The organism is Streptomyces sp., assembly GCF_036524955.1.
Lineage (GTDB): Bacteria > Actinomycetota > Actinomycetes > Streptomycetales > Streptomycetaceae > Actinacidiphila.
In genome coordinates this window covers 1-14,398 of record NZ_DATDBG010000040.1, presented here as the reverse complement: position 1 = coordinate 14,398, position 14,398 = coordinate 1, and the positions used below count along the sequence as shown (strand labels likewise).

Here is a 14,398-nt window from a genome sequence, read left to right as displayed (position 1 = left end):
GGCCCCCGGCCGCCGCCGACCCGTCGCCCGTCGCGGCCGAAGGTAACGCGTCCGCCGCCGGCACGGGGCCGAGGTAGACAGCGCCCGTCCCGCCCGCCTGCCGGGGCTTGGCGGCGACCGCTGCCGCGCGGGCGGCCTCACCGCCGCCGCCCGCCACCGGCTGGCCGGACTGGTCGACCGCGCCCTGGGACCGCTGCTGGGGTGGGAGGCCGCCCACCCCAGCGATCTGGTGCGCACCCTGGAGGTGCACCTGCGCAACGGGTGCAGCCCGACCCGTACCGCCGCGCTGCTGCACGTCGGACGGCAGTCGCTCTACCAGCGCCTGGAGCGCATCGAGTCGCTGCTCGGCCTGCCGGTGGCCGACCCCGACTCCCACGGGGAGCTGCTGCTCGCGGCGTGCGCGCACCGGCTGCTGCGGGCGACCGAGTGAGGGGCCGGCCCGCGTGACCGGGCCGGCTCCGACCGATCAGGCCGGATCGGCGGCGACGGGCACCGCCGAGGCCGGACCCAGACCCGGCACCTTCCGCAGCGCAAGGTAGACGGCTCCGGCGCCGACGAAACCGGCGGCGAACGCGATGTCGCCGATCTGCGGAATGTGCTTGGCGACGACTCCGGTGAACTCGCTCTGGTTGGAGAAGAGCAGGACGCCCAGCGCGGTCCCGGCGGCCATCGCCAGCGGTCCCGACCAGTTGCGGTACGTGCGGTCCTCCAGCAGTGCGCTGGTCTCGGCGTCGGGCCGCTCCCGGCCCAGGTAGGCGTCGATGAGGACGACCGCCAGCCAGGGGCCGATCCAGTAGGTGATGACGAGCAGGAAGTTCTCGTAGCGGTGGCCGGAGTCGTGCAGACCGGTCCACGCGACGATGGTCCCCGCCACCCCGAAGACCAGGGCGACCGTCGCGCGCCGGACGGCCGCGGGCAGCCGGACGCCCATGGCGACGAACGACAGCGCGCCCGAGTAGATGTTGATCGCGTTGGCGGCGATACCGCCGATCGCGATGGCCAGCAGCGTCAGCTTGCCCAGCCACTCCGGCAGCGGGTGGATGAACGCGCCGGTGAGCGTCGAGCCCTCCGGGGCGGCCAGCGTCGCGTCGGTCAGGGTGTGCCCGTCAGGGAGCGGCGTCCGGTGCGGTGCGCCGCAAGGCGCCGGATCGGCATCGTCGTGGGCCTGCCCGGTCGGTGCGTCAACGCCGCGAGGTGCTGTGCCGGGCGCCGCGACGGGGCGCACCCTGGCAACGCGACCGACGCGACCGACGCGGCCCTAGCTCCAAGGGAGTTCGGAGCGGTGCGTCCAGTAGGTGGAGGGGGGTTCGGAAAGGGCGGCGAGGTGGGAGAGGTCGTCGGGGGCGAGGCGGACCGCGGTGGCGCGGAGGTTGGAGGTGAGCTGCGCGGTGGTGACCGCGCCGGAGAGGACGAGGTCGGCCCAGGGCTGGTGGAGGGCCGCGGCGAGGGCGAGTGCGTCGTAGGGGGCGCCGCTGGTCTCGGTGAGGGGGGCCAGGACCGGGTCGAGCCGCGGGTCGGGCCGAGCGAGGCGGCCGTTGGCCAGGGCCTCCTTGACGATGACTCTGCGGCCGGCGTTGTGGGCCTCCGCCAGGGCGGGGCCGGCCGAGGGCTCCAGGAGGTTCCACGTGGCCTGGACGCTGCGGAAGAGGGGTTCGCCGTCGACGGTGAGCGCCAGCGCGGCGCGAATCGCCTCGGCCTGCCGGGGACCGCTGGTCGACAGGCCCACGGTGACGCCCGCCGCGGCCAGCGCGGCGAGCCGGCGGTGCAGGACGGTGTCGGTGAGCGCAGGGCTGTCCGGGGTCACCGAATGCACCTGGTAGAGGTCGAGGCGGTCGCCGAGCAGCCGTCGGGTCTCGGCCAGCTGCCGGTCGTACGTGGCGACGCTGTGGTCCTTGATCTCGTGCGCTTCCGCGTGGACCTGCCAGTCGGCGGTGTACGTGTAGCCCCACTTGCTGGAGACGACCAGTCCGGGCCGGTCCCCTGCGTTCAGCCACTCGCCGAGGAACTCCTCGGCACGCCCGTACGAGCGGGCGGTGTCGACGGCGCGGACGCCGCTCGCGTACGCGTGGTCGAGCAGTTCGTGCGCGCGGCGGCGCATCGCGGCCACCCCGCGGTCCGCCGGCAGGTCGCGGTCGCGGCCCAGGTTGATGTACCCGGGCCGGCCGACGGCGGCCAGACCGAGCCCGATCCGCCGCACGGCGGCGGTGGCCGGCCCGGACGGTCCGGACCCGGTGGAGTCGGTCGGTTGTGCGGCCACGGCGGCTCCCAGCGGTCATGCGCGAACGGACGACGAGCTTACGTCGGACGTACGCTCCGCACCGCGGGCACCCCGGCGGCTTCCCACCCGGCCGGTCCCCACCCGGCCGGCCCGTGGGCTCGCACGACGATCACCGCGGCCCCGCCGGCCGCTCCCACCGCCCGCCATTCAGGGGAGCCACCGCCGCCACCCCGGGCAGCTCACCCGAGCGGATCGCCTGCTCGCCGCGCGACCTGGAAGCGGCGGCAGCGGAGGCGCGTCACCCGGGCACTCCGCGTCACTGGAACCCGCCGCCGTCACCGAACCCGCCGCCGAAATCACCGGGGTCGAAGTCCGAGCCCGAGTAGTCGCCGCCGTCCGGGCCGGTACCGCCGCCCTCGTAGCCGCTGCCGTACCCGTATCCCGGTCCGCCGAACGCGCCGCCCAGCAAGGTGCCGATCAGCAGGCCGGGCAGCAGGCCGCCGCCGAAGTAGCCGCCGGCCCAGGGCCCGTACGCCGGGCCCGCGTTCCAGTACGGCTGGGGGCCGGCCGAGGTCGGCACGGTGCGGGACATCGGCTCCTCGCCGTCGTCGATACGGGCCGCGTCCGCCGCGCAGGCGGGCACCTCGCGGGGCACGCCGCCGGGCGGGGCCCAGGGCACGTCGGACACGGACGGCCCGTGCCGGGGGTCGAAGAAGCAGGGCGGGCGCCGTTCGGGCAGCGGCTCACCGCTGCGGCGCGCGGCCAGGGTCGCCAGCGCGAAGCGGCCCTCCTCCAGCGCCTCGGTGACCGGCCGTACGTCGTCCGGCCCGCGCGCCGCGGCCATCAGCGCCTTGGCGCGCTCGTACGCGTCGAGGGCGTACACGTAGTCGTCGCGCATCGCCTCGTCGGCGCGCGGGTCGGACGGGGTGAAGTCCAGCCGGTCCAGCTCTTCGCCGAAAGCCGTGATGTCCTCGTCGACGACCGTGCGGAGCCGTTCGAGTTGCACGCGCTCACGATCGATCCGCGCGTTGCGGGCGCGGCGGAACAGTACGTACCCGCCGCCGGCCGTGAGCAGCACGAGCGCGCCGAGGACGACGGCGGCCGTCACGCCCCCGCCGGCCGTGTGACCGGACCACGAGCCGGGGGCGCTGCCGCGGGCCTGTTGGACCGCCTGGTCCACGAAGCTGGTGAGTTCGGCGTCGGCGTTCCCGGCGGAGGACCGCCGCACCTGGCCGACCAGGTTGGACACCGCGTTGCGCGGCATGACCTGCGGGTCGGCTCCGGCGTTGAACCGGTCGCCGAGGCGGACGGCGTAGACGCCGCTGATGCCGACCGCCGACCGCAGGTCCTGGAGCACGGTCTGCGGCGCGAATTCCGCCGCGGCGGGCAGAACGGCCACGAAGACCGGCTTGTCGGCCTGTTTGATCTTGGTGGCCAGCGCGTCGGCCTGCACCGGCGACAGCTCGCCGGAGGCGCGCGGATCGACGTGGACCGGCCCCTTCTTGAGCTGCGCCGCGACCGTGTCGATACCGCTCGCGGACCGCGCGGCGGGCGCGAAGGCACCGCCCGCGAGGGCGAGGGCACACAGCAGCAGAGCGAGCAGCGCGACGGCTGGTGCGCTGAGCCGTAGGCGTAGCTGGCCGCGGTGCATTCTGCCCGCCCCTCTCATTGGCTCTCGTCGAACCATCGCCTCACTCGTACATTGCGGTAATTTTACCCGATCGTACGGCTTTGATCCCGGTGGGCGGCAGGCCCGGCCGGCGTGACCAGCGCCAGAATCCGGGGCACGCGGGGGATGCGGGCGTGCCCCGCAGGGCGCCGGGGTTCCACGGTTCCGGGAGGGGTTTCGGGGTCGGGGCGGATGTCGTCGGGGGCGACCACACGGAAGGAGCGTCCGCCGCGGCCCGAGACGCCGGCCGAGGCGCCGGCCGAGGCGTCGGGTCGCCGGGGACGAAGCCGGCGCCGGGCGTCCAGCCGATGGCCCGGCGGCCGGGCACGCCCGGGGCGGGCATCGGCGACGCTTCGCCGGCGTGGCGCGAACGCTTCGACGGAGTCGAGTGATTCCGGGTCCCCGGTACGGCGGGCCGGCGCGCCCGTCCTTCGGGATCAGAGGGGTTGGGGGCGGCCGAAGAGGAGGTCGTAGCCCGGGGGGAGCTGGAGGAGGATGCCGCGCATCAGGTCGTCGCCGGCCGCGTCGGCGACGACGCTGAGGACGGCGCTGGCGTCCCAGCGGGCGGTCTGTTCGGTGGCGCCTTCGATCCATGCGGCGGTGGCCCGTACGAAGCGGTCGGGGGAGAGGGGTTCGGGGGCCTGGAGAGGGTTGAGGAGGACGGGGGAGAGGGTATCGGGCAGCCGGGCGGCGAGTTCGGCTCGCTCGGAGCCCACCAGGTGCGCGCCGAGGAGGGCGAGGACGACGCGGGCCGCGCGTTCGGCCTCGTCCCGGGAGGCGTACTCGCCCCGCTCCTGGGCCGCCGCCAGGAAGTCGTCCCACTTCATCACCATGCCGGCAGCCCCTTTCTGTCGCGATCCGTCGTCCCGAGGTCCGCCCTGCGGGCGGGGTGGGGGCGCCGGCCGGGTGTCCCGCCCCGCGTGGCGAGGGCTCAGCCCTTGATCTCCCTGGGGCCGCCGGCGCCACCGCTGATGGGAATCCTGCGGGGCTTGGCTTGCTCGGCGACCGGAATGCGCAGCCGCAGGACGCCGGCGTCGTACGTCGCTTCGATGCGGTCGGTGTCCAGGGAATCGCCGAGGAGCAGCCGGCGGCTGAATGAACCGGCGGGCCGGTCCGCGATGAGGATCTCCGTGTCCGGGCCGGCGCTCGGGCGGCGCTCGGCCTTGACCGCCAGCGCGTTCCGCTCGACGTCGAGGCCGATCGACTCCGGGTCCACGCCGGGCATGTCCGGTTCGACGACGAAGGTGACCCCGTCGCGGTACGCGTCCATCGGAAGCGCCGCGGGCCGCTGGGCCGTGCCCAGCACCTGCTGCGTCAGGCGGTCCAGTTCACGGAAGGGGTCCGTACGCATGAGCGTCATGGGTCACCCCTCTCGCGGTAACGGATGCACATGACGTCTCTCACCTATATAGCTCGCCGCATCAAACGTGACAAGTGACCGCTCAACTTTTGGGTCGACCAGGGGGATACCCGGTGGAGGGGCCCGCGGACCCCGTCCGGGGCCCGCCGGGCCCCGCCCTGAGGGCCCTTCCCGCAGCCGTGGCGCCCTCGATGCCGGACGAGATCAAGATCGTCACGGCTGGCTCCTCCGCGCCGCACGTGCCTTCGTCACAGCACACCGCGCGGTCGGAACTCCGGTGCGGTGGACGCCTCGGTCATCAGGACGTACACGCTGCCCGGCCGCACCGCCGTGCCGCCCTTCCGGGGTGAGGGCCAGCGCCCGCAGCTCGGAGCGGAAGTCGTCCGGCAGGGTCGCCGCGTCGGCCGGCGCCGTGCGGCAGGCGTCCGACGGGTCTCGGCCGGCCGCGAGCAGGTGGGCGCTCACCCGGAGCGACCGGCACGGCCGTTTGCGTGGGGTGGCGTCGGCGGGAGAGGGGTCGCACAGTGGAGGGGAGGGCCTGATTCCATCGCGAGCTGAACGCTCTCGTTCAGGTGAGGACACGCAGGGCCCGTGATCGCACAGCTGTGTGGCCCGGAGCCCGGCGGTGACGGTTCCATCCTCCCAACCACCCTCGCAGGGAAGGGATCCACCATGACGACCACCGACAGCCGGCCCGCGACCGTGTCGACCAGTGCGAGCCGTCCGAACCGGAGGAAGGAAGTGCCCGGCCGCACCACCATCGCGGATTCGGTGGTGGCGACCATCGCCGGAATCGCCGCGCGCGAGGTAGAAGGGGTCTACGCCATGGGCGGAGGCGCCGCCCGAGCGGTGGGGGCGGTACGGGAGAAGGTCTCGCGTACGCCGGACCCGACGCGCGGAGTGAAGGTGGAAGTCGGGGAGAAGCAGGCCGCCGTCGACCTGGACGTCATGGTGGTGTACGGCGCGGAGATCGCCGAGACCGCGGCGGAGATCCGCTCCCAGGTGGCGAACGCGGTGGAGCGGATGACCGGCCTGGAGGTCGTGGAGATCAACATCAACGTACGGGACGTGCACGTGCCGGGCGAGAGCGACGAGGAAGAGGGCGAGGGGGCCCGGGTCAGGTGACCCCCGGAGGCCGGCCCACCCACTGATCCCGGTCACCGCCGGACGCTCTCCGTCGGCCGAGTCTGCCGAACAGGCCTCGACCGCAGGCAAGTTGGTCCCGGTCCGTCATACTTGTCTGGAACCGACCCGCCGTTTTTCACGTCCTGGTCTCCGTCGGCGTCATCAGCGCCGTCAGCGGCCCGGGCCCTGGGTTCCGCGCGGCGGACGGTGGAGCGTACGGCGTACCGAGCGAACCTGGGGGGAGAAGCGGTGGCCTTTGACCAGCAGGGCGAAAGCGGCGGGACCGGCGGAGCGGGGGGATTCGGGGGGCCGCCCCCGCCGCCGCGGCCCCCGCAGCCGCCCACCGCGCCGCCCTCACCGCCACCGCCGGCGGACTGGTTACGGGCCGTCGCCGTCGGCCTGCTGAACCTCAGCGGCCTCGGGTTCGGCTACGCCCTCGTGCGGCGCTGGCCGGCGGCGGCCGCCTGCTGGATCGCCACCGGCATCCTGCTGCTGGTCGCCCTGCCCGCCGACCCGGACGGGGTGTCCGGCGGCGCGGTCGTCGCGTACCTGGTCTTCCTGGGCCTCGCGGCGCTGCACGGCGCGGCTCGCGGCCTGCGGACCCGGCTGGTCTGGCCGCCGCGGGCGCCCCTTGCCGTCCTGCTCGGTCTGGTGCTGCTCGGCGCGCCCGTCGGGGGCGCCGTCCTGTACGACGACGCGCGCGACGAGGCGGTCCAGAAGATGCTGCTGAAGCGGCTCGACGCGGCGGACCTGCTGGTCCGGAACGCCAGGACCGAGCCCTTCGAGACGGCCGAGCCCGAGTACCGCAAGGCGCTGTCGGCCTACCGCGACCTCTGGGACCACCACCCGGGCTCCAGGGCCGCCCGTCGGGTTCCGGCCCGGCTGAAGACGTACTACGCGACGATCGGCGCGCCCTACGACCAGAAGCGGTTCTGCGACGCGGTCGCGCCCCTGAAGTACCTGCGCACGGTGCCGGAGACCTACGGCAGGAAGAACCTCGGCTCGCTCGCCGCCTGGCCCGACGACCGGCTCGCGACCTCCTTCCTCGAATGCGGGGTGGACGAGTTCACCGCGGACGGCAGCAGCGTCACGAACAGCGGGAACCTCGGCGAACTGCTCACCACCTTCCCCAGGTCCCCGCAGGCGGCGAAGGTCGAACCGGCCGTCAGGTCCACCATCGACAACGCCGGCAAGGACGTGAAGGGCGGCACGCCCTGCGCGGCCGCCTCACGGCTGCGCACCCTCGGCAGCCGGGCCTGGGCCCTCGCCGGGGAGAGCACGGGCGTCGCCGCCGCCCTGAACGGCGACGCCCGGCGGGCCGACTCCTACGTGCAGGCCGGCACGTACGCGTGCGGCGTGGACGAGTACCGGAACGGCGACTTCGACAACGCGCTCTCCACGATGAACGACTTCGTCGACACCTACCCGCACGACCGGAACCGGGCGCTCGCCAAGAAGATCGCCATCGCCGCGGAGATCGCCAAGGAGACGCCCGACGCCGGCAAGCGCCTGCCGACCCTGGCCTCCGGCGGCGGGATACCCGTCACGGTCAGCAACGACAGCCCGGACGACGTCGAGGTCCTCTACACCGGCCCCGTCACCGGCAGCTTCACCCTCAAGGGGTGCGGCTCCTGTGCCACGTACTCCAGCCAGGCCACGGCGTCGTACTCGGCCTGCAAGGAGTCCGGCACGAACTACCCGAAGAAGACGATCAACCTGCCGGCCGGGACGACGTACTTCCTCCACACGTCCTTGGGCGGCTCCACCGCGACGCCGGGCACGGACACCGTCAAGCTCCGCTACGGCTACATCTACACGGAGTGCGCGTACGTGGTGGAGTCGGCCTACGGCTTCTAGCGCCGCGTCAGCCGGAGTTCGCCCGTCACGACGCCGGCACGGCACCTGGCGGTGTTGCCGCATCGACCGGGCGGGCCCGCTATGAGGCCGGTCCGGCGCCCTGCGGCGCACCGCACCGGACGCCGCTCCCTGACGGGCGTACCCTGACCGCCGCGGCACCCAGCGGGGTGGGGCGGCGGTCAGCGCCCGCCACGGATGTTCCGGCCGCGCTGCTCCAGGCCCAGCACACCGTACGGGTAGTCCGCCGCCCCCGGGTCGCTGACCTTGTCCAGACGGGCCGACTCCGCCTCCGACAGGCGCAGTTCCGCCGCGCCGAGGTTGTCCTCCAGTTGCCCGACGGTCCGCGCGCCGAGGATCACGGAGGTCACGGCCGGGCGGTCCAGCAGCCAGGCCAGGGCGACCTGGGCCATCGAGGCGCCGCGCTCCTCCGCCACCGCCCGCACCTCGTCCACGATCGCCCAGGTGCGTTCGACCGCGCCGCGCCGGTCGAACGCCTCGACACCGCGGTCCGGGTTCTCGCCCAGCCTGGTCGCCCCGGCGGGCCGCTGGTCGCGGCGGTACTTGCCGGTCAGCCAGCCGCCGCCGAGCGGGCTCCACGGCAGCAGTCCCAGGCCCTCGGCCCGGCAGGCCGGGACGATCTCCCACTCGATCTCGCGGGACATCAGGCTGTACTGCGGCTGGAGCGTCACCGGCCGGGCCAGGCCGCGGAAGTCGGCGATGTCGACCGTCTTCTGGATCTGCCAGGCGGTGTAGTTGGACAGCCCCACGTAGTGGATCCGCCCCTGCCGTACGGCGTCGTCCAGGAACCGCAGGGTCTCCTCGACCGGCGTCAGCGGGTCCCAGGCGTGGACCTGGTAGAGGTCGACGCAGTCGACGCCGAGCCGGCGCAGCGAGGCGTTCAGGGCGCGGTCCAGGTGGCGGCGGGACAGGCCCGCGTCGTTGGGTCCCGCGCCCATCGGGAAGCGTCCCTTCGTCGCGATGACGACCTGGTCGCGTACGGCGGCGGGGCGGGCGGCCAGCCACCGGCCGACGATCTCCTCCGACACCCCCGCGCTGTAGACGTCGGCGGTGTCGATGAACGTGCCGCCGGCTTCGACGAACCGGTCGAGCTGGGCGTGCGAGCAGGCTTCGTCGGACTCGGCGCCGAAGGTCATGGTGCCCAGGGCGAGGGCCGAGACGGCGCAGCCGCTGCGGCCGAGGTTGCGATACTCCACGGTGAGTACTCCTTGGATGGTGCCGGTGCGCGGGGCGCGCGCGACCATGCTGTCCCGGGCCCCGGTGACGCGTCCAATAGAAAGAACCGGACGGACTCAGCGACTAGGGTTCTCAGTCATGGAACTGCGCCAGCTCGAATACTTCGTGGCCGTCGCGCAGGAGCGGCACTTCACCCGGGCCGCCCAGCGGATGATGGTCTCCCAGTCCGGTCTGTCGGCCTCGGTGCGCGCGCTCGAACGGGAACTGGGCGCACCCCTGTTCGTCCGCACCACGCGCAGCGTCGAACTCACCGGCGCCGGCGAGGCGTTGCTGGTGGAGGCGACCCGTACGCTGGCCGGCGCGCGCGCCGCCCGGGAGGCCGTGGCCGAGGTGCAGGGCCTGCTGCGCGGCAGTCTGGCCGTGGGGATCGAGCAGTGCGTGACCGTCGACATCGGCGCCCTGCTGGCGCGCTTCCGCGCCCGGCACACCAATGTCGAGGTGCGCCTGCGCCAGGCGGGCTCCGCCGTACTGACCGAGGACGTGGCGGCCGGCCACCTCGACATCGCCTTCGTGACCCTCCCGGGCCCGCCGCCGGACGGCGTACGCCTGCTGCCGCTGACCCGCGCACCCATGGTTCTGCTCTGCGACCCGTCGCACCCCCTCGCGCGGGCACCGTACGCGCCGTGGACGCGACTGGCGGACGAGACCTTCGTGGACTTCCATCCGGACTGGGGCGCCCGGCGCCTCACCGACGCCGCGTTCGCCGCCCGCGGGACGCCCCGCCGGGTCGCCCTGGAGGTCAACGACGTGCACATGCTGATCGATCTGGTCCGCCACGGACTGGGCATCGCGGTGGTGCCCCAGCCCATCGCCCGCAAGGAGCAGGCCGCGTCCCTGTGCTCCGTACCGGTCGAGAGCACGGCGCGGGAACACTGGGAGGTGTCGGTCGCGCTCCCGGACCGCGACCGCCCGAGCCCGGCCGCACGGGAGCTGTTGTCGTACGTGGAGCGGTGAGGGCGCCGTGGCCCGGGGATTCTCCGGTCCGGGCACCGGACACGCCGATCCCTTCCGAGACGGCCCGGGGAGCGCGCCGGGACAGCCGCCCGGCAACCTCTACAGTGGGCGCATCATGACGGCGTGCGGCGTCACGGGCGAGGGCAGGGCGCGCCCGGTGCGCCCGGGTGTGCCCGGTCGGACGGACGGGTGCGCGGCAGATGTATCGGAGTCGGGCCTGCATGGCGAATGAACTTCCCCCGGAACCAGCACACTTCGTCAACCGGGACGAGGAGAAGGCGCGGGCCTTCCGCGCGGTGGACGACTGGCGGGGGCGGTCCCGACCACTCTGTCTGGCGCTGAGCGGCCCCGGCGGTTCGGGGAAGACCGAGCTCGCCTTCTCGATCGCCCGCACCCTGCGCGACCGCTTCCCCGACGGCGTGCTCTACGTCGATCTCGACGACTTCCGCAGCGATGGCGCGTTAGACCCAGCCGACGTCCTCGGCCAGTTGCTCGGCTCGCTCGGCGTCGGACCCGAATGGCTGAAGCACCCCTTCGCCGCCCGGTGCAGGCAGTACTGGACACAGACCGACGGCAAACGCCTGCTCGTCATCGCCGACAACGCCCGGTACGCCTCCGAGGTGGTGCCGCTGCTGCCCGCGTCCGGGGAGGCCGTGGTGATCGTGGCGAGCCACGGCCCGCTGTACGACCTGGCGGACGGCGCCGCGGTGGACCTGGTGCTGCCCCCGCTGTCCGACCCCCACGCACTGGAACTGCTGCGGCGCGTCGTCCCCGACCGGCGGCTGACCGCGGACCCGGAGGCGGCGCGCGAGCTGGTACGGCTCTGCTCCGGGCTGCCGGCCGCCCTGCACGTCGCGGCGCGCTGGGTGCGTACGCATCCGCTCCGGTCGCTGTCCCGGCTGCTCGCAGAGGTGAAGGCCGACCTCGACGACAAGGGCGTCCCGCTGGTGGAGCGCGTGTGGGACGCGGCCTACCAGGACCTGGACGCGTCAGCCGCCCTGCTCTACCGGCTGCTCGCCGGACACCCGGGGACGACGTTCACCCGGGAGTCCGCCGCCGCGCTGCTCGGCCAGGGACCGGACGCCTGCGACGACGCGCTGGAGGCGCTGGGTGCGGCGGGCCTGCTGGACACCCGCGACCTGCAGGGCGCCCCAGACGGCCGGATGCGGCTGCCCGAACTTCTCCGCGCCCACGCCAGGCGCCGGGCCCGCCAGGACGCGGCCGACGGTGAACTCGACGACGCGCAGCACCGGTTGGTGCGGTGGTACCTGCGGCAGGCACAGCGCGCCGACCTGTTCACCGCCGGCGCCCGCCTGGTCGTCGCCGACGCGGTCGCCCCGCTGCCGGGCGCCCCCGACGTGCCGCTCGCGGACCCGCGCGACACCGGGGATCCGGACGTACGCGCCGCGAGGACCCGGGACGCGGCCCGCTGGCTGGCCGCCGAACACCACACCCTCTTCGCCTGCGTCCGGTTGGCCCACGCACGCGGCCTGGACACCGAGGCGTGGGCGCTGTGCGAGCCGCTGTGGACGTACTTCCTCGACCACCCGCACCAGGTGGACGTGACGGAGGTGTTCCGGCTCGGCGCGGCCTCCGCCATCCGCGCAGGGCACATCTCCGCGACCGTCCGGATGCGCTGCCAACTCGCCCGCCCGCTGGGGGAGTCGGACCGTACGGATGAGGCCGCGCGCGAACTCGACCGCGCCCTGGCCTCGCTCGACCTGCTGGGAACGACGGACCGCGACGCCAAACTCCGGGCCTCCGCCATGGAGTTCCACGGCATGCTCAACGCGGCCCGCGGCGACTGGGACGCCGCGGCAGCCGCCTTCGCCGAGTCCCGCGAGGTGCACCGAGCGATCCCCAACCCCTACGGCGTCCTCCTCCAGACCTACCGCCTCGGCGAGGCGAAGGCCGCCCTCGGGTACCTGACGGAGGCCGAACACCTCCTCTCCGAGGCGCGTACCGCGGCCGTCGACGCCGGCCGCGCTCGTATCACCGCCCGTACCGGCTTCGCCCTGGCCGGCGTCCTGCGCCGCCTCGGCCGCCCCGACGAGGCCCGGCCCCTGTACGACGCCTCCCTGTCCGCTGCCCGCGACCGCGGCTCCGATTTCGACGAGGCCCGCGTCCTGGACGCCCTCGCCGAACTCGCCACCGAACAGGGCCGCGCGGCGGAGGCCGAGGACCGCCGCACGGCGGCCCGCTCCATCCGCCGGCGCAACGGCGTCACCTAGTGCCGCGTCAGCCGCGTCGGTCGCGTCGGTCGCGTTGCCAGGGTGCGCCCCGTCGCGGCGCCCGGCACAGCACCTCGCGGCGTTGACGCACCGACCGGGCAGGCCCACGACGAGGCCGGTCCGGCGCCTTGCGGCGCGCCGCACCGGACGCCGCTCCCTGACGGGCACACCCTGACCGACGCGGCACTGGGCACAGGTCGGCGAGCAACCGGGCTGGACGTGCGTGCAGGGCGCGGGGTCGCGCAGGGCGGGCCGTGGGGCAGGTGGACGGTCGTACCGCCGGCCGAGCCGATCAGCGGCGGGCAAACCCGCGGAGCGCCCCGCACGGCCCGCGCGCAGCCGGAAGAATGCGACGCATGAGTGACTGGGCGATCGCGCTGATCGCGGCCGGGTCGGCGCTGGCGGGCAGCGCCGTCACCGGCTGGTACGCCCGCGCCGCGGGCATCCGGCAGGCGGAAGCCGCCCGCCACGCCGGCGACCGCCAGGCCGACGCCCTCTTCGACACGGTCCGGATGACCTTGCGGGAGCAGGCCGCCCAACGCGTACTCGACCTGCGCCGCCAGACCTACCTCCGCTTCCTCGAAGCGGCCGACGCGGCGATCGTCACCGCCCGGACCAGTCTGCCCCATCCCGCCGCCGACCCCACCGCCCTCCCGCGCGCCCTGGGCGCCGTCACCCTGGAGGGACCGCAGGAAGTGGCCGACGCGGCCCGTCACTTCGCCGACCGTGTACGGGCCCACGCCCGCCCCGACGACCTCGAAGCGGCCAAGCACACCTTCCTCACCGCCGCGAGCTCCGCTCTCCTCCCCCCGCCGCCCCGAGCGGGCGGACGGCCCCCGAGCGGCCCGTAGTCCCGCCCGCCGCGCGGTCTCACCCGCGCGGTGCGCGCAACGCGGCGAGCGGCTCACCGCGCAGCGGCTTCGTACGCCAGCGGGCGGTGAACGTGCGGGTGGTCAGGGAACAAGTGAGGGCCAGGCGGTGCGGGGTTTCCAGGAACACGACCTCGGCGACGAGGGTGTCCGCGTCCGTCCAGCCCGCGCTCACCGCGCCGGGGACGAAGGGGTGCGGGGTGTGCGGGGCAGGCGGGGTGGCCTCGACCGTCCAGCCCGGGCCCTCGAAGCGCGGGGTGAGCCGCGTCCCGCCCACCGTCAGCGACAGGACCCAGCCGTCCCCGTCCGCGGCGACCCCGACCTCGGCCAGTGCGGGCTGGTCCGCGCACACCCCGCCCTCCGGCGTGCGCGCCGCCGACCAGGCCGCCGGGTCCGCCGGCGGCGCGGGCTTCGCCATGACCGGCGGCAGCGCCAGCCGGGACAGCCGGTCCCGCAGCGCCGCGTCCTGCTCGTCGCGGCCCGCGAGCGGCGAGGGGCCGAACGCGGGCAGCAGGTGCTCCCAGGCCAGGTCCAGGACGGCCTGCATCCGCTCGGTCGCCGCGGTCATCGCGACCACCGCGTCGTACTCGGGCAGCACCAGGCAGAACTGCCCGAAGGCGCCGTCGCCCCGGTATCCGTGCCGGGACATCCAGAACTGGAACCCGTACCCCTGCTGCCAGTCCGACGCCGCCCCCTCGGACGTGCCGTCCGCGTTCCCGATGTGCGGGCGGGTCGCCTCGGCCACCCACGACGCCGGCAGCAGCCGCTGCCCCCGCCATACGCCGCCGCGCAGATGGAGCAGCCCGAGCCGGGCGATCGCGTCCGTGGCGGCGTGCAGCCCGCTGAAGGCCAGGTCCCGGC

At 74.6% G+C, this 14,398-nt stretch carries 12 protein-coding genes and 2 pseudogenes; 6 read left to right on the top strand and 8 right to left on the bottom strand.

The window, feature by feature from the left end; genetic code table 11:
• A pseudogene (locus tag VIW71_RS03560) lies at positions 1 to 217 on the bottom strand (hypothetical protein); the annotation flags it as partial.
• 12 nt (positions 218 to 229) lie between these two features.
• Here VIW71_RS03560 and VIW71_RS03555 point away from each other — a divergent pair.
• On the top strand, positions 230 to 430 hold the full coding sequence (locus VIW71_RS03555) for a helix-turn-helix domain-containing protein (RefSeq protein ID WP_331620449.1): 201 nt from the start codon (positions 230 to 232) through the stop codon (positions 428 to 430).
• A gap of 36 nt (positions 431 to 466) precedes the next feature.
• Here VIW71_RS03555 and VIW71_RS03550 read toward each other — a convergent pair whose 3' ends face one another.
• The 5 genes from VIW71_RS03550 to VIW71_RS03530 form a co-directional block, all read right to left on the bottom strand.
• The gene (locus VIW71_RS03550) at positions 467 to 1,225 is read right to left on the bottom strand and encodes a cytosine permease (RefSeq protein WP_331620448.1); all 759 of its coding nucleotides are present in this window, start codon (positions 1,223 to 1,225) and stop codon (positions 467 to 469) included.
• A 33-nt stretch (positions 1,226 to 1,258) separates the two neighbouring features.
• A complete protein-coding gene (locus VIW71_RS03545) occupies positions 1,259 to 2,257 on the bottom strand; it encodes an aldo/keto reductase (RefSeq protein WP_414720639.1) in 999 nt (332 codons plus the stop codon).
• A gap of 277 nt (positions 2,258 to 2,534) precedes the next feature.
• Positions 2,535 to 3,869: a hypothetical protein gene (locus tag VIW71_RS03540; RefSeq protein ID WP_331620447.1), complete on the bottom strand. Its 1,335-nt coding sequence runs from the start codon at positions 3,867 to 3,869 to the stop codon at positions 2,535 to 2,537.
• Between the two features lie 455 nt (positions 3,870 to 4,324).
• On the bottom strand, positions 4,325 to 4,720 hold the full coding sequence (locus VIW71_RS03535; protein WP_331620446.1) for a DUF2267 domain-containing protein: 396 nt from the start codon (positions 4,718 to 4,720) through the stop codon (positions 4,325 to 4,327).
• A gap of 98 nt (positions 4,721 to 4,818) precedes the next feature.
• Entirely contained in the window at positions 4,819 to 5,247 is a 429-nt protein-coding gene (locus VIW71_RS03530; RefSeq protein WP_331620445.1) for an Hsp20/alpha crystallin family protein, read from the bottom strand.
• A 672-nt stretch (positions 5,248 to 5,919) separates the two neighbouring features.
• Here VIW71_RS03530 and VIW71_RS03525 point away from each other — a divergent pair.
• Together VIW71_RS03525 and VIW71_RS03520 are read left to right on the top strand one after the other, a co-directional pair.
• A complete protein-coding gene (locus VIW71_RS03525) occupies positions 5,920 to 6,372 on the top strand; it encodes an Asp23/Gls24 family envelope stress response protein (protein WP_331620444.1) in 453 nt (150 codons plus the stop codon).
• Positions 6,373 to 6,621: 249 nt separating this feature from the next.
• Positions 6,622 to 8,229, top strand: a complete 1,608-nt coding sequence (locus VIW71_RS03520; RefSeq protein ID WP_331620443.1) for a hypothetical protein — start codon at positions 6,622 to 6,624, stop codon at positions 8,227 to 8,229.
• Positions 8,230 to 8,408: 179 nt separating this feature from the next.
• On the opposite strand, the gene VIW71_RS03515 is transcribed toward VIW71_RS03520, so the two are convergent.
• The gene (locus tag VIW71_RS03515; protein WP_331620442.1) at positions 8,409 to 9,443 is read right to left on the bottom strand and encodes an aldo/keto reductase; all 1,035 of its coding nucleotides are present in this window, start codon (positions 9,441 to 9,443) and stop codon (positions 8,409 to 8,411) included.
• A gap of 118 nt (positions 9,444 to 9,561) precedes the next feature.
• Here VIW71_RS03515 and VIW71_RS03510 point away from each other — a divergent pair, with 118 nt between their 5' ends.
• The 3 genes from VIW71_RS03510 to VIW71_RS03500 all read left to right on the top strand — a co-directional run bounded on the left by VIW71_RS03510 (position 9,562) and on the right by VIW71_RS03500 (position 13,519).
• Positions 9,562 to 10,437 carry a LysR family transcriptional regulator gene (locus tag VIW71_RS03510; protein WP_331620441.1) on the top strand — a complete coding sequence of 292 codons (876 nt, stop codon included), beginning with the start codon at positions 9,562 to 9,564 and terminating at the stop codon, positions 10,435 to 10,437.
• 221 nt (positions 10,438 to 10,658) lie between these two features.
• The gene (locus tag VIW71_RS03505; protein ID WP_331620440.1) at positions 10,659 to 12,668 is read left to right on the top strand and encodes a tetratricopeptide repeat protein; all 2,010 of its coding nucleotides are present in this window, start codon (positions 10,659 to 10,661) and stop codon (positions 12,666 to 12,668) included.
• 356 nt (positions 12,669 to 13,024) lie between these two features.
• Positions 13,025 to 13,519 carry a hypothetical protein gene (locus VIW71_RS03500; protein ID WP_331620438.1) on the top strand — a complete coding sequence of 165 codons (495 nt, stop codon included), beginning with the start codon at positions 13,025 to 13,027 and terminating at the stop codon, positions 13,517 to 13,519.
• A gap of 19 nt (positions 13,520 to 13,538) precedes the next feature.
• On the opposite strand, the pseudogene VIW71_RS03495 reads toward VIW71_RS03500, so the two are convergent.
• Positions 13,539 to 14,398, bottom strand: a pseudogene (locus tag VIW71_RS03495) (serine hydrolase); the annotation flags it as partial.